The following is an 18,987-nucleotide window of genomic DNA, read 5'->3' as shown; positions in this document are numbered from 1 at the left end:
TCGTGCGCTGCACCTGGGTGAAAAGCGCCCCAATTTACCGGCAGCGCTACTGCCTCAGATACGCCCCTCTCATAATGCCGACACGAAACGCGAGATAACCAAAAAATGACTAGCCACACGACGTCTCCGACATAAGTTGATCGCTCGCGCGCGAGCACACCGGATCCATAGCCTTGTAGCGGACGAATTCATCCCGAATCTGTTCTGCCGATTTGTGTACGAAAATAGTCTCGGGCGTGGGCTGGCTGATCGATTGAATCTTCGCAATGACTAGATGCGGTCCGGGCCAGGCCAAGACATGGTTGAAGGTGACGCGGAGCTCACACTCGCTGACGCACTCGCTGGCGGTTTTGTAGCCACAGGTCGCACCGATGTCCCTCAGTGAGACAGTGGATGCAGCTGTGGCTTGGGCACCCGTGCTCTCGTAAACTCCGTTATCCAGGATGACATGCAGGAGACCCGGTCCACCTTCCGCCGCTGTGGTCGCCAAGAGTCCGAGATGCATGAGAACAGCCCCATCACCGTCGAGAACGATGCTCGCCGCCTCTCCTTGTGCAAACCCCAACGCGATGGCGGCGGCATGCCCCATTGATCCTAGCATATAGAAATTTCGCCCGCGATCCCTGACCCGGCGAAGTTCGCGGGCGATGAACCCAGTCGTAGCAATGATGGGTACGTGCTCGGATATCCGTTCAAGCAGGACCTCGATCGCGCGCGCCCGGGTCAAAGAGCGATCTCGCGCCGCAAGCGGTGGCGGCATATCTGAGCCCGTTATGGCTCCACGCGCGACACTGAGCACTATGGGGCGGCGTTCTGACCGAGCGGCAAGCAAATCATCTGCGAGAACACTGAAATCCACAGTCTCGGCTGCAATCTTAATATGCGGAAGTTTAAGATGATCGATGATGACATCCGTCAGCTCGGCCATAGCACGGTGCTGCAACTCGTCCGTGCGGGCGTCGTGACGGCTAACAATGATTAAGGGTGTCAGCCCATATGTTAAGGCAAGTGAAGTTAAGGGATTGATGAGATTCCCAAAGCCGGAATCCTGAAGAATTACGGCCGCTTTCCGACCGGCCAGTTCATGTCCGCACGCGATCCCTAGCGCGGGCCCCTCGTTTGGCGCCGCCACGTAGGCCAATCGCGGATGGTCCTGCAAGGCTTTGATCGCGTGCCTCAGCAGGGAACACGGAACGCCGGCGACTGCCACGATCCCAACTCGAAACAGCATCGATGCAAATTCACCTGCCGGGATCCCCACTACGGACTTACTCCTGAGGATCGCACCGGCGTGTTGGCTCGTACGGCACGCCAGTTCCCGGCGCCGAATTGCGACTGAAACACAGGTCCAAGATGCTCGTCAGCAGCTGCGCCGAGTTGCAAGGTACCGGACATACTGTCGCCAGCGACCGCGCCTTCAAACCGGTAATATGTCGCCATAGGCGTTGTCGAATGACGAGAGATCGCGCTAACTCGATTTTGTTCTACAGTTCCGATTACGTCGCCAAGCGACCCGAGCGCCGAATGACTCCCTCGGATTTCACCGCCTTGTTGCGTGAGACAAAGGCAATGTTCGGCATTACCATGGAGAAAGTCTATGAGGACCCGCCATTCGCCGGTCGTGTCGATGGATGGAGCAGCGGCGGACGATGAGCGCGGAGGGCGTGTTGGTGCTCGCCCAAACACCCCCGAGAGAGCCTCCCCAACCAATGACGCTTCGCATTTGGACAAATTGAATGGATCTATTGTGATGGAATTCTCAGTTGCCCAAAAATCGTGAATCATTATTCTCGGCTTGTGATGGAGCAAATCTTGGCGAATGTCCTCGCTGGTTATAGGATAGGTATCGACTTTCCATGAGATCCGTAACCGAGGGACGACTGTTTCGACGCTCCCGGGCGATATATCTGACGCGACTCCCGGCAGATCTCGAAGGTGCCATGCAATCGCATGCAAGCGGTTCGACCATTGATTCTGATCGTAGGTGTTGTCACGGCTGAGCCATCGATCAAGAGCCGTAACTGCGCCAAGGATTTCTTCTTTCCCAACCTTCATCGGGCGTCCCCAAGCCTGATGCGGCGCCGCATGGAGCCATGCCGAATGAGTGAGCGCTTTCTTGCCGAGAAGGAAACCTGTCGATTGAGGGCCGCGGACATATTTGCCGCCAGCATACACGACGAGATCAGCTCCTCGAGACAGCCATGGGTCAGGCGAGGCCGGAGCCTGGGCGGCTGCGTCCACGAGCACCGGAACAGCTGACTGGTGACACAGGGTCGCGAACTGCTCGAAAGAACCGAGTTCGCGCAAATCCTTGCGCCCCAAGGTGCACGCCATTGCAGCCTCAGCCTCAAGGGTCCTCATCAGCTCATCAAGCGTTGAGACGGTCACGATCCGAGTCCCTGTCATGCGAATAGCGTGGTCATAGGCGAAGCGATGGCCGACAGGCATGATGACACGGGGCTGCGGCCCGAGGTGCCAGGGCAACGCAAGCATCAGCTGTGGATTGTTCCCCGTGATGCAGGCGGCGGTTGCGAGGGCCAGGCCGGCCGCGCTGCCCGAGGTCACTATACCCCACTCGGCCCCGGTAAGTTCTGCAAGACGCTGCCCCACGCCAGCCATCAGTTCGTCCATGTCCACGAACGCTTCGCCCGCTGCCTCCATCGCAAGCACTACGTCTGGCCCCGGACTGCTCCCGCCATAATTTGTGCGCACGCCGGCGCAATTGATGATCGGCTCGACCCCTAGCTCCCGATAAATCCAACCTGGCTGCCGAGCGAGATGACGATTCGTGCGCAGTCGATCCGTTGGAGTAAGCGACGTCATCGAGCCGCCCCCCAACTGACAAGTGCGACCGACGCGGCAATACTGTAAAGCGCAATGAACGCGTACATGACGTTGTTCGGGGCCGGCACGCGGATCGGCGCTACGTGTAGTGCAGAAAGGAGAAGAAGGCTCGCGTTGAGGATAGGTATAAAAGCTCCCACTTCGAGCCATGGCCGAACCAGAAACAGGATTGCGAGCAATGGAACGTCATAGGACAACGGAACGCCCATAAAGCAACCGTCCTTGGAAAGACCAAAGTTGTTGAAATAGCTAAGCCGAACTGTGCCCGCCACTAGTATGCCCGCGGCGGCGAACAAGGACAGGTAGGATGCGCTCGCCTTAAGCACAATGACCGCCGGAAAGGCGGCGCCGTAGAGTAGGTCGGCAAAGCCGTCGAGGCTTTTGCCCATCTTGGCAAAATCGCCCGATCGATTGGGCGTATGCTTCGCAACAACGCCGTCGAGTTGATCCGCCAGCATTGCCCAGAGTACGATCGCGACAGCGAGCTCCGGCCGCCCTAACACGGCAAAGTCAAGGCCAATGGTGGAAAGCAGAATCCCGACTGTAGTGATCGCGTTTGCTGGATCAATAAGGTAACGAACCATCTCCACCTCCATCCTCTAAGGCATGGCGTAGAGTGGATCGAATTGGCCAGCTGGAAGACATGTTCGGCCACACCAAGACCGGTTGGGGCGCAGCCATCCTCGCCGGCGGCTTTGGCTCGCAAAGGCCGCTGAACTCTTCATGCGCCTTGAACAGACGAGGCCCCTTGCGAGCGCCAAGCGTGGAGGTCATCGTAAAGTGCACCACCAAACTCTCTGCTGTTCGGGAAGCTTGTGGACCTTTGTCTAACTCAAAGTTGACGCGATCTGACAACTCCGTAAACTACTAACTCTAGTTGTTGCCTGGGACCTTGATGGTAATTGCTCTAGCGGTGCGGGGCTTCCAGGGCGTCCCCCACGCGTGTCAATTTAGAGATTTAGTCCACCCCTCAGTTTCTGAAGCGATCGGGAAACACACCGCGGGCGACAAAGTCACCTATGGGTAAACGGCCGCTCGGTTGTTCACGCTGCAATAGACCAGGCGGCAGCTGTGCGCCGTCGCCCTTGCGCCCAACGGCGATTGCGATCTCGACCGCAAACCCCTCGGGCACCTCAAGCTCAGTGTGCGCCTTCACCACGTCAAATCCACTCATGCCGTGTGCGGCCCAACCAGCGACCGTGGCTTGGTTGGCAAAATTGGCCCAGGCGGCGCCACTGTCGAAGGAATGCGTGCGCGATAATTGCGGACTGGTCTTCCCAGGCGCAGTAAATTCCTTTCTCGACAGCAGATAAATCAGCGCCGCCGCCTGTCGCGCCCAACCCTGATTGAACTCAATAAGAGGGCTAAGAAACCGTTCGAACTCTGAGCGGCCGCGCAAGGCATACAGAAATCGCCATGGCTGAGAATTAAAAGCGGACGGCGCCCACCGTGCGGCTTCGAAGAAGGTGTTCAGAACTGCTTCCGGAATCTGATCCTCAGTAAACCCACGTGGCGACCAGCGGTTGACGAATATCCGATCCGCTGGATGATCGGGCGCACGGCCATTAGAAGGCTTTTGAACGGTCAATGTTTCCTCCTTGTCTCGGCAGACCGCGAACCTACGGCGTCGATCGAAATAATCAGACGGAAGACGGCAGGATAGAACCGAACCGTCAACATCAGAGATTATAGGCCACAACGATTTCCGGGCGGGCGCCAGACGTTATGCAAATTGTTTGCCATCCAAAGTCGCTTCATCTGTATAATCCGCACCAAAACAGGCAAACGCGACACGATTCTTCAAGAGACCGTTTCGAGACACTGACATCCGCGATTCCAAAGATCCGCTTTATCGAGTGCTCATGCGCTCGCATGACCGCCAGTCCCGACGGCAGACATTTTCAAAACAATCGTCGGGCACGTCGCGACATGTCGTAGCTGCCCGGACAATTCTTGCGTCGCTGATTACTATGGTAAAGATCGACGAACGCGAATCCGCGGACCCATTTGGCCGATGTGCTGGAACAATCCTTTCTGGTCAGACCCAAGAGCAGCCAGTTGTACAACCTTTTCCCCTTGAAGTGGAAGGCGGCCCCGCCAGATCGGCGTACGGGTCGCTCATGATCTGGAGCCGCCGTTCATCATCACCGAATCATTGACGACGGCAGCCGCCATCCCGCTCGAGGGGACTGATCCTTGGCCGCGGGAGCATCGCGTCGCCTACAAGACTTCCCATGCACGTGCTAGATCAACACGATCGCGGCTGGTCCGGTCGATGATTCCGCCCAACTGGACATGTCCGCTATCCGCTGTCGACGTAATCGCATTTCGACCATCGGGCGCGCCGCAGTTCGCTGCTGTTTCGGCTGTCGCGCTACGCCACCCCGATATCAGTAGCGTTCCTTCCAAGCCAAATCGAACCACGCCCGTCCATGGCCGCCAGCCGAAGGCGAGTTAATCGGCGGCGTGGGTGCCATGAATTATTGCCGCCATGCGGCCGCGACTATCGGTCTAGACAGGCCGCTCCACCTCAGCGACATACGTTACAGCTTGCCCCTTCGCCACCTCGACGATCGAGAGCGTCCACTGCTTGGTGCCAAAGAAGGGCCGCAAGACCGAGGAATTCCCGCGCAACGCCTAGGCCGACATTCCGACCCGCTACGGCCGCGCGCGCTGACCACTGAAGAAATGGGAGCTCACAGGAGTTACAGAACAACGGATACTGGGACCCGGAAGTTCTGCCCTTTGACGGCGCTTCCGAAACACGGGCTGGGTGGATAGCTTTGTCAGCTAAGTGGGCCATCACAAGCAAACCGGTACTTCAGAGGAATCGATAACATGATGTGAGCATCACCTGCCATCAGAGGCCCCTCCTCACTCCAGCGCTTCTTCCGCGCAGTTCCTGGATGAACCACTTCCCCCGGGGACTGCCTGAAGCGTGAAACTTCTGCTGCCTCTCCAGCAGAGCCGGGAACTCCGTTGCGAGGCCAGATCAATGGGGTTGAGTGTATGCCTGCGACGAAACAACGGACGACTGGCGATACGTGCTTGCAAACTGATTGAGTGGCCGCGTGAGACCGAGATTCTCTCTCAGAGTCTGGCCGGAGTATGCGGATCTGAATTTGCCTCGCCGTCGCAATTCAGGAACAACGAGCTCAACAAAATCGTCGAGTCCGCCGGGAACCGTCGCCGGTATTACGTTGAACCCATCAGCCGCATGTTCATCAAATGTCGTCACCATGGTGTCGGCAATTTCGTCCGGCGTTCCGACAACCATCAGATGGCCCCAGCTATCTGATATTGAACGGACCAGTTGCCTCCACGTGAATTTCTGGCGTACGGCCAGGTCGAGAAGCACCTTCTGACGACTTTGGGTAAAATTGGTTTGCGGTAAAGTCTCTGGGACCAATGCGTCGAGATCCATTGAACGCAGGTCGGTGACAAACCCCAGCAAACGATCGGCCACTCCAATTTGGACGTCGATGTGAGTATATGATTGTAGTTGTTCAAGCTTCTCAGCTGCTTCTTGCTTGGTCCTTCCAACGATCGGGACGATCCCAGGCATGACTAGCACCTGATCATCCTGTCGCCCAAATGCGCGCGCTTTCTCTTTGAGCGCCGCATAGTATCGTTTACCATCTTCTAAGACTGGCTGAGCGGTAAATACAACTTCTGCAACCTCCGCAGCGAACCGTATCCCGGCATCGGATGCCCCAGCCTGAATCAACACGGGGTATCCTTGTGGCGACCTTGCGATGTTCAATGGGCCTCTGACTGACAGATAGTCCCCGCGGTAGTTAAGCAAGTGTAGCTTCGTGGTATCAGCGTAAATACCACTTTTCTTGTCGCGGACGAAAGCATCATCTTCCCACGTATCCCAGAGTCCCTTGGCAACTTCTACGAACTCTCTGGCTCGAGCATAGCGCGTGTCATGATCTGGAAGTTCCTCATCGCCGAAATTTGGGGCTTCGAATTTCTGCTCCGAGGTGACAATGTTCCAGGCTGCTCGTCCTCGCGACAGATGGTCAAGGGAAGCGAACGTGCGCGCAAGATGGTAGGGTTGATGGTACGTCGTCGTTGCTGTTGCGACGAGGCCGATTCGTTGTGTTTTCGCCGAAAGCGTTGATAACTGCGTGATTGGCTCGAAACCGTCATTCCGGCTTAGACGAGCAATGGTCGTGTGATCTTGATCTGCGACGCTTGGACTGTCGGCGCGAAACACGAAGTGAAATGCTGCCCCTTCGGCAAGGGCTGCCATTTGAGCATAAAAGTCGATATCAACTCCGCAATGCGCGGGCACGCTCGGATCCCGCCATGCACCTGCGTGATATCCCGCCTGAACGAGGTACAGTCCAAGCTTCATTTCATCATTGCGCCGCATGCCCTATCTCTCTTTGAATCGCACTACGCTCGCCAACTCGTCGCTTGATGCCGCAGCTGCCCGCTTGCTTGGCGCTTGGCGAGGTCCAACGTTCATCAGCTGATAGGTGACCCCTTCTGCTCTTCAAAGCAATTGCCAGTATTGGTGGTTGACCGGGGGCGTAGATTGCTACATCGCCATCGCGGCCACAACAGTGATAATCTAATGAGGCAGAAGGTCACGGCTTTGGTGGAGGAGACTCTTAGATTTGAGCAGGCTCACATTTCGGCATTGGGGAGATCGGTCTGCCAAAATTGGAGACGCGACGTCGCGGTTCGCGCCTCATGTTGAGGATCTGGCAAACGTGATCGGAACCGGAGCAAGCAACTCTCTATTCGTCTCGTTTATTGTGAAGCTGGCGAACCAGAATGCTGCACACCAGCCTCGCGCCATGATCAGCCCTTGAGGGACTGCGCTCACCGGCCGAACACTGGAAACAACGAACCCGGTGCAACGTCGTGTTCGCACTAGCCAATGCTAGACAAGCTGGGTTACTTTCGACAGACACCACCTGAGGCGCGTTCAGTGTGACTGGCGGCGTCGAGCGTTGAAATTGCTCTTCAAGGTCACAGGAATGGAGTGGGCGATTGGCGCGCTTGTGTTGAGGCCAACTCCAGATTTCTTTCACTCAGATATGTTCGAGGTTCGCTGAGACAGATAACATCGACATTTCAGATCTCCGTGGTTTGCACACCAATACTCGGTCCTTGCCTTGTAAATTATTGTTGCCAGGCCAAAGAACCTACCCGGACCAGGGCAGCGAATAGGTTTTGATGTTAGTGAAGCTTTTCATAGATTCCAAAAGGCCCTCTTTATAGCCAAGGCCGGAGTCCTTTATGCCGCCGAATGGCGACATTTCAATCCGATAGCCGGGTACCTCCCAGACGTTCACGGTACCTACGTCGAGCTCGTTCACAAACCGCGTAATGTAGTCCAGCCGGTTCGTGCAGACACCTGAGGACAGACCGAATGCGGTTGAATTGGAGATGCTGATCACGCTTTCGATGTCATTTGGGACCCTGATGATCGGAACCACCGGTCCGAACGTTTCCTGCATCACCAGCTCGCTTGTGTGGGGAACATGATCCACGACCGTTGGCGGATAAAGCGCACCCTTGCGGTCATTGCCGTGAAGCAGTTGAGCGCCATCATGAACGGCCGTATTGACGCGACGTTCGAACTCCTTTGCTGCCACTTCAGTAATGACAGTGCCCACATCGACCGTGGGGTCCATGGGATCCCCGCATTTTAGAGAGCGGGCTTTCTTAAGGACCAGTGCAGAGAACTCATTTGCCACTTCCTCCACGCACAGGATGCGCTTGACCGCCGTGCAGCGCTGGCCGGAATTCTTGGTGGCTCCGATGACGGCCAGCTCCGCGGCCTTTTCCAAATCGGCATCTTCCATGACAATCAAGGGATCATTACCGCCGAGCTCAAGCACAATCCGCCTGTATCCTGCCGTAGCGGCAATGTGCTTTCCGACGCGGACCGATCCGGTAAAGGTAACGAGATCAGCATCCGGGTCAGTGATCATCGCCTCGCCCATCGAATGGGGATTGCCCGTCACTACCGATAACATTTCCGGCGGCAAGCCGGCCTCGTAGAGCACATCAGCCAACGCGATCGCTGTCAGCGGCGTCAGCTCGGTCGGCTTCAGTACGATACGGTTATTGGTCGCGATCGCTGGTGCGATCTTATGGCTCACCGTATTGAGCGGGTGGTTGAACGGGGTGATCGCCGAAATCGCACCAAGCAACGGCGCTCGGGTCGAAAAGATCTTGCGCGCCTTGCCGTGCGGGCTGATGTCACAGGAGAAGGTTTCTCCATCGTCACGGATGGCCAGCTGCCCTGCAAGGGAAAACACGTCATAGGCGCGACCTACCTCGTACTGTGAGTCTTTGCAGCAAAGCCCGGATTCGGCGGTGATCAACCCCGCAAAGACGCTCTTGCGGCTCGCCAGGATATCAGCCGTTTTCAGCAGTATCTGCTGACGTTCGTAGCGTGTGAGCTTCGGCTTGAATGTCTTGGCTTTCGCGAAAGCGTCGCGCACATGCTCCGGACGAGCAGCCGGCACCGAGCCGATAGGCCTCCCTGTGTACGGATTGAATACCTCGACCCGTTCTTCGACATCGATCCGAGCTCCTGCGATACGCATTTGCTCGTACCTGAAGGCTGGCGCCTGGACCTTCATGATGACCCCCTTGCTCTCACTGAATGCGATTTAGTGCGACATCGAACGCGTCGAAGTTTCGCAACGGATGGTCCGGCGGAAGCGAGATCTTTCGGTTCGAGATCAGCGGGACGCGCTGCTCAGTCAATCCGCCATGGGAGCGCAGTGGCTCGTCCAGGCCTGAAAGATCGTGGCGGCCGCGGCTGCTACCAAGCACCTTGTGCTTCGACGAGAGTACTACAATATCGCCGATCCGATCGGGCGGAAGTTCGAATTGTGCGCAGGCCTCTTCGCGCATCAAAGCCAGGTCGACGCCGTGAATAAGCCGCAGCCTTTGCAGCAATTCTTCAGCCGGCCATTCGCCGATGTAAACAGTCGCAAACGAGCCAAGCGAGCCGTGATGGGCGACGTAAGGATCGGTGATTGGAAGAACCACGCGCGCCTTGCCCTCACCAATCCACTCGTCTATCAGATCCTGAAGGTAAATGACGTCAGGTGCGCCATTGGCCAGGTGCTTGTCGTTCATCCCATGATCGGCGGTTGCCACGATGTTGCAGCCGAGCGCATCCAGGGACGCTAGATAGCCGTCGATCATCCCATAGAATTGGTTTGCGATCTTCGCACCGGGTGGCGCCTTGTGCTGGATGTAATCCGTTGTCGACAGATACATCAGGTCGGGCCGATGGACTTCTAAGAGCTTCACGCCAGCAGCGAATGCGAATCTCGACAGATCTGCGGAGTAGACCTCCGGCAATGCTTGGCCGACGAATTCTAGCACCTGGCCGATCCCATTTTCCTCAATGCTCGCCTGGTCGGCTTTTTCCGAGGAGAAAGCGATGGCGCGGCCAGTGGAGCAGTCCAGCCCGTCCGACAAAAGTGCGCGCAGTTTGTCTTTGGCGGTGATAGTTGCGACCTTGTAACCAGCGTTATGCGCGGCGGCCAGAATCGTCGGCGCGCGGAGAAAACGCGGGTCGTTCATCATCACTTCGGCGTCTCTGGCCGTGTCATAGAAATAATTGCCTGCGATCCCGTGAACTGCCGGAGGTCTCCCGGTGATAATCGAGAGGTTGTTCGGATTCGTGAAGCTTGGAATGACGCAGTTTGCGTGGACATGAGTTCCGTCCTTCATGAATCGAGCGAACGTCGGCGCCATTCCGGCCTCGATCGCCTTCTCGATATAACCTGGCTCTGAACCATCCAGACAAATCACAACCGTGGGCCGCTCTGGCGCCATGTAGGTGCGACCATTAGCGGAGATAGTGCTTCCGTGGGATCTCATCATCGCTCTCCTCTCGCGCTCAATGCGGCGCGACGTGTTCCTTGCCATGATCGGATGCGCCGGCGAGCCGCAGCCACATTTGATTGCCGGTGTCGCGACAAGGGTTCGGAGACGACCAGCGCGGCAACATCGTCGCCGAAATTGCATCAGAGTTGTAGAAGGCCCCCAACGGGCATGTCGGGAGCCTTCCAGGAGGTCAAACGTTTCTTTCTCCTTCCGTTGATTTCACAGAGGCTCACCAGTTGCGCTGAACGCGGAGCAACATGGTCAAGCTATTCTGATCTTTCAGCTCGTAGACCACGCCGGGCTTGGCCACGCCTGACTGAAGCGGGAGCGCCACCGTGCTCCCGCTCGCATACTTCTGGTCGAGCATCGAGTAAGTGAGGTCGGCCGAGAAGCTCAGATTTTTGACAGGAGTCCAGATAGTCGTTGAACCGATAACTCCATAGTTGAAGTCAGGATTGCAACCGGCTACGCCACTCGACAGCGCGAGGTTCGCGGCGAACGCGCCGCAAATGTAGCCCTTGGCTGCGTTGTCGTACCGTACAGCTGCCCACCCGCCATAGATGCTAGTGGCCCAGTTTGGATTCCAATTGTGGGTATAGCCACCTTGGAAGCCAAAGGTTCTGGTAAGCTCCTGGCCAGAGCCGGTCACGAAAACCGAGTCAGAAACACCACCAAGGCCGACGCTCTGGTAAGCGCCCGCTAGTCTCGCACCACCATACATCGCGAACGTCGTGGTGTTCATCTGGTCGTGGAAATTGTAGCGACTTGCACCATCGGTGTAGACCGCCGACATGTTGATTGTATCGCCCGATCCGGTCGGGATGTTCTTGATCGATAAGGCTAACTGAGCAGCCCAACCCCACCTGTCACCCGCATAGCCGCTCGCCTCGGTCGCACCGTAGTAGGCGGCGTGATTGTTATGCGCGGCGAACGATCCTTGGAAAAGACCCCAAGCCTGATCAATGCGAACCGCTGCTATCAGGTCCGGTGCGCGCGAACCACCGATGTCGCTGGCCCCATACGCACCGGTTGCGAGACCAGCCAACGTCGCGCCACTCACGTTCCAGATATTTGTCGACTCTGCAACCGGATCCTGGGCCGAGAATGAAGCCGTAACCCCTTGACCGAAGTCAGCGGTGTAGGAGAACTGGTTCACACCAGCGGTCCAGCTTGCGGCGCCCGGCAATCCGTCGAAATTGTTGGCCGGATAGTTGGCCCAAGGTGCAGAGAACTGTGAGACGGCCCTACCCATCGTAAAGCCAACGAATTGGATGAAGGCGGCAAAGACCCCGAGCGAACCACCACCGACCTGAGAACCAGTCGATGTCGTATAGGCAGTCGATCCGTTCACGGCAGTTGTGCCTGCCCCCGTGTAAGTGCCCGAGATCCAGGTGAATACACCATTGAAGTAGGTGCGAACGACGCCGTACTCGGTCGCCGTGCGCGTATCGATGTTTAGAGTTTCCCGAGATTTGGCGTAGTAGTAGTTGCTGAGACGGTTATGTGCGCCGGCCAGACCAGTGTTGCCGGCATCATACACGGAGTTTGAAGCGAAAGCGGCTTCGGCGCGTAGATAACCGCCCAGCTTGATGCAGGTATCGGTACCGGGAATGTAGTAAAACCCAGAACCATAGAGAGTGCACACTTTCACGTACTCGACTGCCTTCGCCTTCACGGGCAGGTCTGCCGCCTGCGCGGAGCTTAGCGCAATGAGACCCGCGGTCGAGCTGAGCAACAGGCTTTTCGCCATCTTCATAAAAAGTCCCCCAATTTCTTTCGTCTCAACGTGGCCGCTCGACTGTTGCGGAGGAGGCCAGCCACCTGCCCTATGTCATTGCGAACTACAGGGCTCTTCTCGAACGCCAACTGACAAGATCCAGCAGCTAACGTCGCGGTGCGGATCATTCCGCCTCTCGCATGATTATGATGCCAAATTGCGCGCGCGATCGGTGGGCGAACACTGTATGGATCAGACGAAAGCGCGTAAGCTCTTGGTGGGCGTGCTTTGGCGGCCTCAGAAATGTTTGTTTCCGACCGAGGCCAGCTATGGCCGAGCGTCTGCAATGGCACTGCGCTGCTGAAAGAATGTTGAATCGAATTGTGCTGAAGCTAGTCGCAGACGGATTGACGCGTTGTTGCAGCTACGCGTACTGGCTCCGTTGCCTGTAATCGGTAAGCCAGAACGTTGTCTCAGCTAGGCCGCGGGATATTCCGACGGTATCGCTTCGGAAAGCGCATACGCGCCAGAAATGAGCTTGTAACAATTGCACGTCTTTTGCTCGAGGCACTTGCGTTCATCGATTTGCAAGATGCCTCTCGTTTTTCGAATCAGGCCCTCTTCTGCGAATTTGATTAGCGTCTCCGTGATCCCCGCTCGTGGCATTCCCAAGACGGACGAAAGGTAATCATGGGTAACCGGAAGCACGTGAGAGTCTGCAGTATCACTCGCTAAACACAGCCAGCTTGCAAGTCTGCGTTCCCGATGGTGCCAAACTCCACAGAAACCTGTCTGAATACAATGCGAAGTTAGCGCTCGAACATACCGAGATAGATGTTCACGCAATTCAGGGTGCTCGCTCGTGAGCTGCCGCAAGTCCTCAACACGAATCCTAAGGGCGCTTCCGGGAAATAACACAACAGATTGATGCGTAAAAAGGTGCCCCCCCAGCAACAGCGAGGCACCGACGGCACCACGATGTCCTATCAAGGCTGTCTCGAAGGTCCTTCCCGCCTCGGCAATTCTCAATGAGGCCAGGCCCGTTTCGATAAAATAGACGTAATCAGGATATCGGTTCGGCTGATGCAGAACCATACGTTCCCTTAAAACGACGGGCTCAAGGAGCCTGCCTATTGCCGCTCGATCTTGAAGAGAGAGATTTGCGAGAATCGCATTCTTGGCAAACCGCCGCGAATGAGGACGCAAGCTCGCCTCTCTGGCGCCTGATCTCAGTCCCTCGGGCCATACCATCCGGCAACCATGACGGCCGTTGGCATGCCCAACAAGTGTATTTGCATGATCCTCGGTCATTGGCTCAGCACACCTCGGATAATGGCGGCTGCACCTTCAACGTCGTCAACTGAGATGCCCCAATGCGTAACGAGCCGCAAGCGGCCGCGACGATAGTTGGACACTAGTAGGCCCTTCGATCGCAGCGAGGTCATAACGTCAGCGGCTTCGGCATCCGACCGTAGCTGGAGCATGACGATATTGGTTTGCGGCGGACATACTGACACGCCATCCGGCAGACCACTCTCCAAGATCTTGGCCAGTTGTCGAGCACGTTGGTGCGCTCGTTCGACGCGTTCGGTCCACTCATCCAGCGCAGTGGCAGCTGCGGCTGCGAGAACACTGACCGGGCGCCACAGGCCACCAAACATTTTTTGGACGCGTACGGCTTGGGCAATGAAATCGTGGCTGCCGAGGAGCATCGCGCCCTGTGGAGCTCCTAGCCCCTTGTTCAAACAAAGCGTTAGACTGGAAACACCAGCGGTCATTTGCTCAGGGCGCGCTTGGGAGGCGAAAATCGCATCGAACAGGCGGGCCCCGTCGAGGTGGATTGGTAGTCCGTGCGCTTGGCAGATCGCAGCGATTTTCTCCTGCCAGCCAGCGGGCATGACCGTCCCCCCGGCGCGATTGTGGGTATTTTCGAGCCACACGAGGCGGAGCGCGCGTTCCGGTGCAGAGCCTGGAAGCGCCTTGATGGCGGTTGGGATCGCGTCCGGGGGCAGATGACCCAGTTCTCCAGTAATTGTCCGTATGACAGCACCTCCGAGCCCCGCAACCGAAGCCGCCTCACTGCTCGCAACATGGCTTTCGGGATCTGCGAGCAACGCCTCGCCGGGTTGGCACCAGAGCCGGACCGCGATTTGATTGGCGAGCGTTCCAGTCGGCAGGAATAGTCCGTCTTCGAAACCGAACATCTCTGTTAAGCGCTTGATCAGCTTGTGCTGCTGAACATCTTCGCTGCGTAAGAAGGCAAGCGGCGCGCGAGCAGCCGCGGCCATCGCAGCTATGATTCTCTCAGAGGACGGCGCAAGAACGTCGCTGCGCATGTCAATGGTCGCCGAGCGCTCATGTGGCGATTCGGGACCGCCTATACCGACGAAGCGATGCAGAATTGTTCGGTCGTCAATGATGCATTCAACAAGACCGGCGGTTGTTCCCTTCGGAAGGAAGGGTGGCGTCGACTCGTTGAGCGCTAGACGCGATGCGGTCGGAATAAAGACGCACTGGATACCGTCACGATTCACGACACGGTATTCATGGCGATGACCACTAACGACGAGACGCACTGCGTGCTGGCGCAGAAGATCCCATAGTCTGGTGCGGGCGTTCTGAGGTAGGGTGGCAGTACCAGCCTGCGGCTCGTCAGAAGCCGTGAGGAAAATCGGCTTGTGGACGAAGACCGCAATTTCCCGTGACCCGGCTCCCGCGAGTGCTTGTTGGAGGAAGGTCCATTCAGCCTCTTCCTGCGGAAGGCCCGAACCGAACAACATACTGTTAGTGCCGATCAGCCGCCACTTCTCGATATCGAGACTCCAATGTGATGCGTCGTATGTTTCGACGAAAGCATCGACAAGCGCTGGGGTGATGGTCATAGCCGCTGGTGGGCCATCGCCTACATCATGGTTGCCGGGAATGGCCAGCCATTTTGATCCTAGGGCATCGAGCTGTTTGCGCGCGTACGCATGATCCTCGCGACAGTCTGGGCGGTCGAAGACTATGTCGCCTGTATGGATGACGAGGTCTGGCTGCGCGCCTTGAATGCAGGACGCAAGATCCTTCCAACCGGCGTTGATGCAGCCGTGGTCGGCGGAAAAATGTGTATCGCTGATCAGGATAAGTTTAAACATCAGTCCTTTTCCAGTCCGGCACGAACGCAGGCTGGTCCTTTAGCAAGTGCCGAGATTTTGGGAGAAAGCGAGATCGTGCGGTAGGAATCACACGCCACAGTCCGAACTTGGATGCAGGCGCTCAGGCCGTATGACTTCCAGCGCCGGTATTTTTTCCTGGGCTCACAAAGGACCCCAATTCGGGTTGGCAGCGACGGTGATCATCGGATTCGAACCGTTCCTTCCGAGCAGGCCACCACGGTTCGAATAAGCTACTGACGATCTGGATTGTCGGGGGTTTTGGCATCTCAAGATTTCCTCGATTGGAGCGGGCAAGCTTTTCAGGCCGTCGACCGCGTGGACCAGGTCAGTCGATTGATAAAGGCAGCAGCAGCGGACGACGGCTCGAACAGCGCAAGCGGTGTTTCTACGGCGACGATCCTTCCGTCGCGCATAAGAACGACTTCGTCGGCTACTTCGCGAACAAATGCCATTTCGTGGCTCACAACCAACATCGTGGTGCCGACGGAGGCCAGATCACGAATGACTCCGAGGACCTCGCCAGTGAGTTCCGGATCGAGCGCTGAGGTCACCTCATCTAGGAGAAGCAATTCCGGCTCAAGCGCCAAGGCACGGGCAATCGCGATGCGTTGCAGCTGCCCACCGGACAGTTGGTGCGGATAGCGATGCTGAAAACCGGGTAGCCCGACTCGCGCCAGCCATTGATCGGCCAATTCTGCTGCCTTGGCACGCGAAAGCTTCTTTACGTGACGCAGACCGAGAGTAATGTTGTCTTCAACACTGAGGTGCGGAAAGAGCGTGTAGCTTTGAAACACCATGCCGATACGCGACCGCTCGGCCGCCAACAAACGGTCCGGCAGACGTCGGCGCGCGGGGCCTTCGCCGGCATAGCTAAGTTGCTTACCAGCAAGGCGAATCTCGCCGGTCTGATAGTCTTCAAGCGCATTGATACAGCGGAGCAGGGTCGACTTACCGGCGCCGGACGGGCCGATCAGTGCGGTGACAGTACCAGGACGCACACTGAGGCTAACGTCTGTTAGGATCGACCGAGAGCCGATGAGCTTGCTCAAGCCTTCGATGAAAAGTATCGGGCTTTGATTAGAAGTTAATATGCGCAAATCTTTGCTCCAACCGGCTGCCGAGAACCGCGGTGACAAGGCACAGCACGACGTAAGTAAGCCAGAGGAGCAGATAGGTTTCCGGAATGTACAAGGTGCGGATGGCAACCTGCTGGCCAGCGAGAAAGAGATCGCTTACCCCAAGAACGGAGATCAGCGTCGTCGACTTGATGATCTCTATTGCGATATTTGTGGCTGAGGGAATGGCGCGCCGGAGCGCCAGCGGCAAAACGATGAGTATGATGCGAGCGGGAAATGTCAGTCCGATCGCCTTGGCGGCTTCGAATTGCGAATGGGGAATTGCCTGAATGGCGCCGCGGAAGATCTCGGCGAACTGCGCGCCGGCGAATAACGCCATAACCGCTATTGTCAGAGCAAAAGCCGGCAGCGCCGGCCAAAGGGCGCCGACGCCGAAGTAGGCGAACAGGATGATGACAAGCAAGGGCAAGCCGCGCAGCAGATAAATGTAGAGGCCAATGGCCGCGCGTAGAACTTGCGAGCCAAACACCGCCGTAACGGCGGCCAGGGCGCCGATTGCGACACCAAGCCCCACAGATAGGCAAGCGGCGAGGCACGTCTCTCCAAGCCCGTTGAGGAGTGCGAAGCGGCTGTTCCACAATGCAAGGAGCGCAGGATGATCGGACATCAGGCACTCCTTCCGGGCAGGCGCCGCTCAATGATTTGCAGGGTCAGCGCGATCAGCGCAGAGGCAACGAGATAGATCAGGGAAACAGCCGACCAAGCCTCGAAAACCCGGAAATAATTGGTGCTGATTTCCTTTGCGACATACGTGAGCTCTGCGACCGCAATGACGGAAGCAATTGAAGTATCCTTGAAGGTCGCAACAATACTATTGGTTAAGGCGGGAAGGGCGTGACGCACCACAAGTGGTAGAACTACATAAAACTGGCGTTGCAAGCCGGTTAACCCGATACTCTTGGCCGCATCCATCTGATGCCGCGGCAGTGACTCGAGGCCGGCGCGAAAGTTCTCCGCTAGATAGCCTCCAGCAGTAATCGACAAAGCCGCGACGAAAGCGGAGTAAGGACTGAATAAGCGGATACCCCATTGCGGGAGGACCAGATAAAACGTGAAGACCAAGAGTAGCAACGGGGTTGACCGGATGATCCGTCCCACTATCGAGGCGGCAACGCGGATGCGAGTCGACGATGCCACATTGAGATAGGCAAGACAGAGGCCGAATGCCAAGCCGATGACAATCGAAGCCGCAGCGAGCATCAGCGAAAGGCCAAGCGCGTCGGACAACGCCGCTCGATATTGCCAGATGATTTGCCAATTCCAATTGTAACGCATCATCGCCGCAGTCACTCTTCAAGAGATCAGTTCGTGTGGATATCCGATCTTCGGAGTGGGCACTGTCACGCCCAGCCATTTCTTCAGCATGCCCGCATAGCGCGTATAGTCGACGCCGATCATGGCTTCCCGCAGCGCCGTATTGACAAAGTTGAGAAATCGAAACTGGCCAGGGGCAATGCCGCAGGCAAGCGAACCCGCTTTATGGGTGAAACCGCTGTCGATATAGCGGTCGGGCATATTCGCCAGCATGTAGTCGATCTGGCTGTGATCGACATACTGCGCATCCGCCTGCGCGGCATTGAGCGACTGGAGAGCCGCGTCGGGCGTCGGATACTGCACAACCTTTGCATCAGGCAGGATCTCGTGGACCCAGTCGGCGATGAAAACGTTTTGCAAAGCGCTGATGGTCGCGCGGGCGCCGGCGCCCTTCAGCTCGTCGAATGACTTGTAGGGGCCGCTCTTGCGCATCAGCAAACCCTGGCCAGTCCGATAGTAGGTGACAGAGAAATCGATCTGCTGAGCGCGCGGCGCGGTCACAGTCAGATTTTGGATGGTGATATCGACGCGGTTCGATAAGAGATTCGGGATGCGGGAGTCCGATGTTTGCACAACGAATTCCACTTTTCTTTCATCGTTAAACAGGCCCTTGGCGAGAAGCCTTGCCAGATCAATCTCAAGCCCGTCGAAATCTCCGTTTTCATTGGTGAAATAGAAGGGTGGGAGATCGCTGCCGGTCCCTACGATGAGGTGGCCCCGGGCCAGTACCTGCTGCAGCTTGTCGCCGCTACTCCCCTGCGCTCGCGCCGGTGTGGGGGAGATGAGCGTGGTCGTGGCCGCGAGCGTTGCGGCACCGCCCAACACCCCCGTTCCAAACAAATTGCGACGACTGAAGTTGAAGCTCATGGCCAGCGTCCTTTTGAAAAAGGTTTGTGAATTGGTTCGAACCATTGAACTAATCCTGTGACGGTGCTATGACAGC

At 57.0% G+C, this 18,987-nt stretch carries 14 protein-coding genes; all 14 read right to left on the bottom strand.

Translation table 11 applies throughout. The features are described from left to right. Nucleotides 1-109: 109 nt before the first annotated feature. Complete coding sequence (locus tag ACLFLU_RS08810) at nucleotides 110-1,210, bottom strand: thiamine pyrophosphate-dependent enzyme (protein WP_426411836.1); 1,101 nt, start codon at nucleotides 1,208-1,210, stop codon at nucleotides 110-112. 50 nt (nucleotides 1,211-1,260) lie between these two features. Then, nucleotides 1,261-2,631, bottom strand: coding sequence for a hypothetical protein (locus ACLFLU_RS08805; RefSeq protein ID WP_426411835.1), 1,371 nt, complete (start codon nucleotides 2,629-2,631; stop codon nucleotides 1,261-1,263). 188 nt (nucleotides 2,632-2,819) lie between these two features. Beyond that, nucleotides 2,820-3,428, bottom strand: a complete 609-nt coding sequence (locus ACLFLU_RS08800) for a CDP-alcohol phosphatidyltransferase family protein (RefSeq protein WP_426411834.1) — start codon at nucleotides 3,426-3,428, stop codon at nucleotides 2,820-2,822. Nucleotides 3,429-3,814: 386 nt separating this feature from the next. Further along, nucleotides 3,815-4,432, bottom strand: a complete 618-nt coding sequence (locus ACLFLU_RS08795; protein ID WP_426411833.1) for a nitroreductase family protein — start codon at nucleotides 4,430-4,432, stop codon at nucleotides 3,815-3,817. Between the two features lie 1,404 nt (nucleotides 4,433-5,836). Beyond that, complete coding sequence (locus ACLFLU_RS08790) at nucleotides 5,837-7,225, bottom strand: LLM class flavin-dependent oxidoreductase (RefSeq protein ID WP_426411832.1); 1,389 nt, start codon at nucleotides 7,223-7,225, stop codon at nucleotides 5,837-5,839. A 781-nt stretch (nucleotides 7,226-8,006) separates the two neighbouring features. Next, nucleotides 8,007-9,455, bottom strand: a complete 1,449-nt coding sequence (gene phnY / locus ACLFLU_RS08785; protein WP_426411831.1) for a phosphonoacetaldehyde dehydrogenase — start codon at nucleotides 9,453-9,455, stop codon at nucleotides 8,007-8,009. A gap of 16 nt (nucleotides 9,456-9,471) precedes the next feature. Continuing rightward, on the bottom strand, nucleotides 9,472-10,716 hold the full coding sequence (phnA, locus tag ACLFLU_RS08780; protein ID WP_426411830.1) for a phosphonoacetate hydrolase: 1,245 nt from the start codon (nucleotides 10,714-10,716) through the stop codon (nucleotides 9,472-9,474). A gap of 232 nt (nucleotides 10,717-10,948) precedes the next feature. Beyond that, nucleotides 10,949-12,475: a porin gene (locus tag ACLFLU_RS08775; protein WP_426411829.1), complete on the bottom strand. Its 1,527-nt coding sequence runs from the start codon at nucleotides 12,473-12,475 to the stop codon at nucleotides 10,949-10,951. Between the two features lie 438 nt (nucleotides 12,476-12,913). Next, nucleotides 12,914-13,531 (bottom strand): Crp/Fnr family transcriptional regulator, encoded by a 618-nt coding sequence (locus tag ACLFLU_RS08770; protein ID WP_426413947.1) that lies wholly within the window; start codon nucleotides 13,529-13,531, stop codon nucleotides 12,914-12,916. 212 nt (nucleotides 13,532-13,743) lie between these two features. Then, a complete protein-coding gene (locus ACLFLU_RS08765; RefSeq protein ID WP_426411828.1) occupies nucleotides 13,744-15,573 on the bottom strand; it encodes a GntG family PLP-dependent aldolase in 1,830 nt (609 codons plus the stop codon). A 320-nt stretch (nucleotides 15,574-15,893) separates the two neighbouring features. Next, complete coding sequence (locus ACLFLU_RS08760) at nucleotides 15,894-16,643, bottom strand: amino acid ABC transporter ATP-binding protein (RefSeq protein WP_426411827.1); 750 nt, start codon at nucleotides 16,641-16,643, stop codon at nucleotides 15,894-15,896. Between the two features lie 28 nt (nucleotides 16,644-16,671). Beyond that, nucleotides 16,672-17,337 (bottom strand): amino acid ABC transporter permease, encoded by a 666-nt coding sequence (locus ACLFLU_RS08755; protein ID WP_426411826.1) that lies wholly within the window; start codon nucleotides 17,335-17,337, stop codon nucleotides 16,672-16,674. Continuing rightward, entirely contained in the window at nucleotides 17,337-18,008 is a 672-nt protein-coding gene (locus tag ACLFLU_RS08750; protein ID WP_426411825.1) for an amino acid ABC transporter permease, read from the bottom strand. Before ACLFLU_RS08750 ends, ACLFLU_RS08755 begins: the two co-directional genes overlap by 1 nt. A 15-nt stretch (nucleotides 18,009-18,023) precedes the next feature. Further along, nucleotides 18,024-18,956, bottom strand: a complete 933-nt coding sequence (locus ACLFLU_RS08745; RefSeq protein WP_426411824.1) for a transporter substrate-binding domain-containing protein — start codon at nucleotides 18,954-18,956, stop codon at nucleotides 18,024-18,026. Nucleotides 18,957-18,987: the final 31 nt, after the last annotated feature.

The sequence above is a fragment of the Bradyrhizobium ganzhouense genome (assembly GCF_049949285.1).
Lineage (GTDB): Bacteria > Pseudomonadota > Alphaproteobacteria > Rhizobiales > Xanthobacteraceae > Bradyrhizobium > Bradyrhizobium ganzhouense.
Note: the sequence above shows the minus strand (reverse complement) of the source record. Positions and strands in the feature narration are given on the sequence as shown.

Bases quoted from the DNA above. Each gene is read 5' to 3' on its own strand.
- ACLFLU_RS08770 (WP_426413947.1), bottom strand. From the start codon at position 13,531: ATGGTTCTGCATCAGCCGAACCGATATCCTGATTACGTCTATTTTATC.
- ACLFLU_RS08765 (WP_426411828.1), bottom strand. From the start codon at position 15,573: ATGTTTAAACTTATCCTGATCAGCGATACACATTTTTCCGCCGACCAC.
- phnA (WP_426411830.1), bottom strand. From the start codon at position 10,716: ATGATGAGATCCCACGGAAGCACTATCTCCGCTAATGGTCGCACCTAC.
- ACLFLU_RS08755 (WP_426411826.1), bottom strand. From the start codon at position 17,337: ATGTCCGATCATCCTGCGCTCCTTGCATTGTGGAACAGCCGCTTCGCA.
- ACLFLU_RS08750 (WP_426411825.1), bottom strand. From the start codon at position 18,008: ATGATGCGTTACAATTGGAATTGGCAAATCATCTGGCAATATCGAGCG.
- ACLFLU_RS08800 (WP_426411834.1), bottom strand. From the start codon at position 3,428: ATGGTTCGTTACCTTATTGATCCAGCAAACGCGATCACTACAGTCGGG.
- ACLFLU_RS08790 (WP_426411832.1), bottom strand. From the start codon at position 7,225: ATGCGGCGCAATGATGAAATGAAGCTTGGACTGTACCTCGTTCAGGCG.
- ACLFLU_RS08745 (WP_426411824.1), bottom strand. From the start codon at position 18,956: ATGGTTCGAACCAATTCACAAACCTTTTTCAAAAGGACGCTGGCCATG.
- ACLFLU_RS08775 (WP_426411829.1), bottom strand. From the start codon at position 12,475: ATGAAGATGGCGAAAAGCCTGTTGCTCAGCTCGACCGCGGGTCTCATT.
- ACLFLU_RS08805 (WP_426411835.1), bottom strand. From the start codon at position 2,631: ATGGACGAACTGATGGCTGGCGTGGGGCAGCGTCTTGCAGAACTTACC.
- phnY (WP_426411831.1), bottom strand. From the start codon at position 9,455: ATGAAGGTCCAGGCGCCAGCCTTCAGGTACGAGCAAATGCGTATCGCA.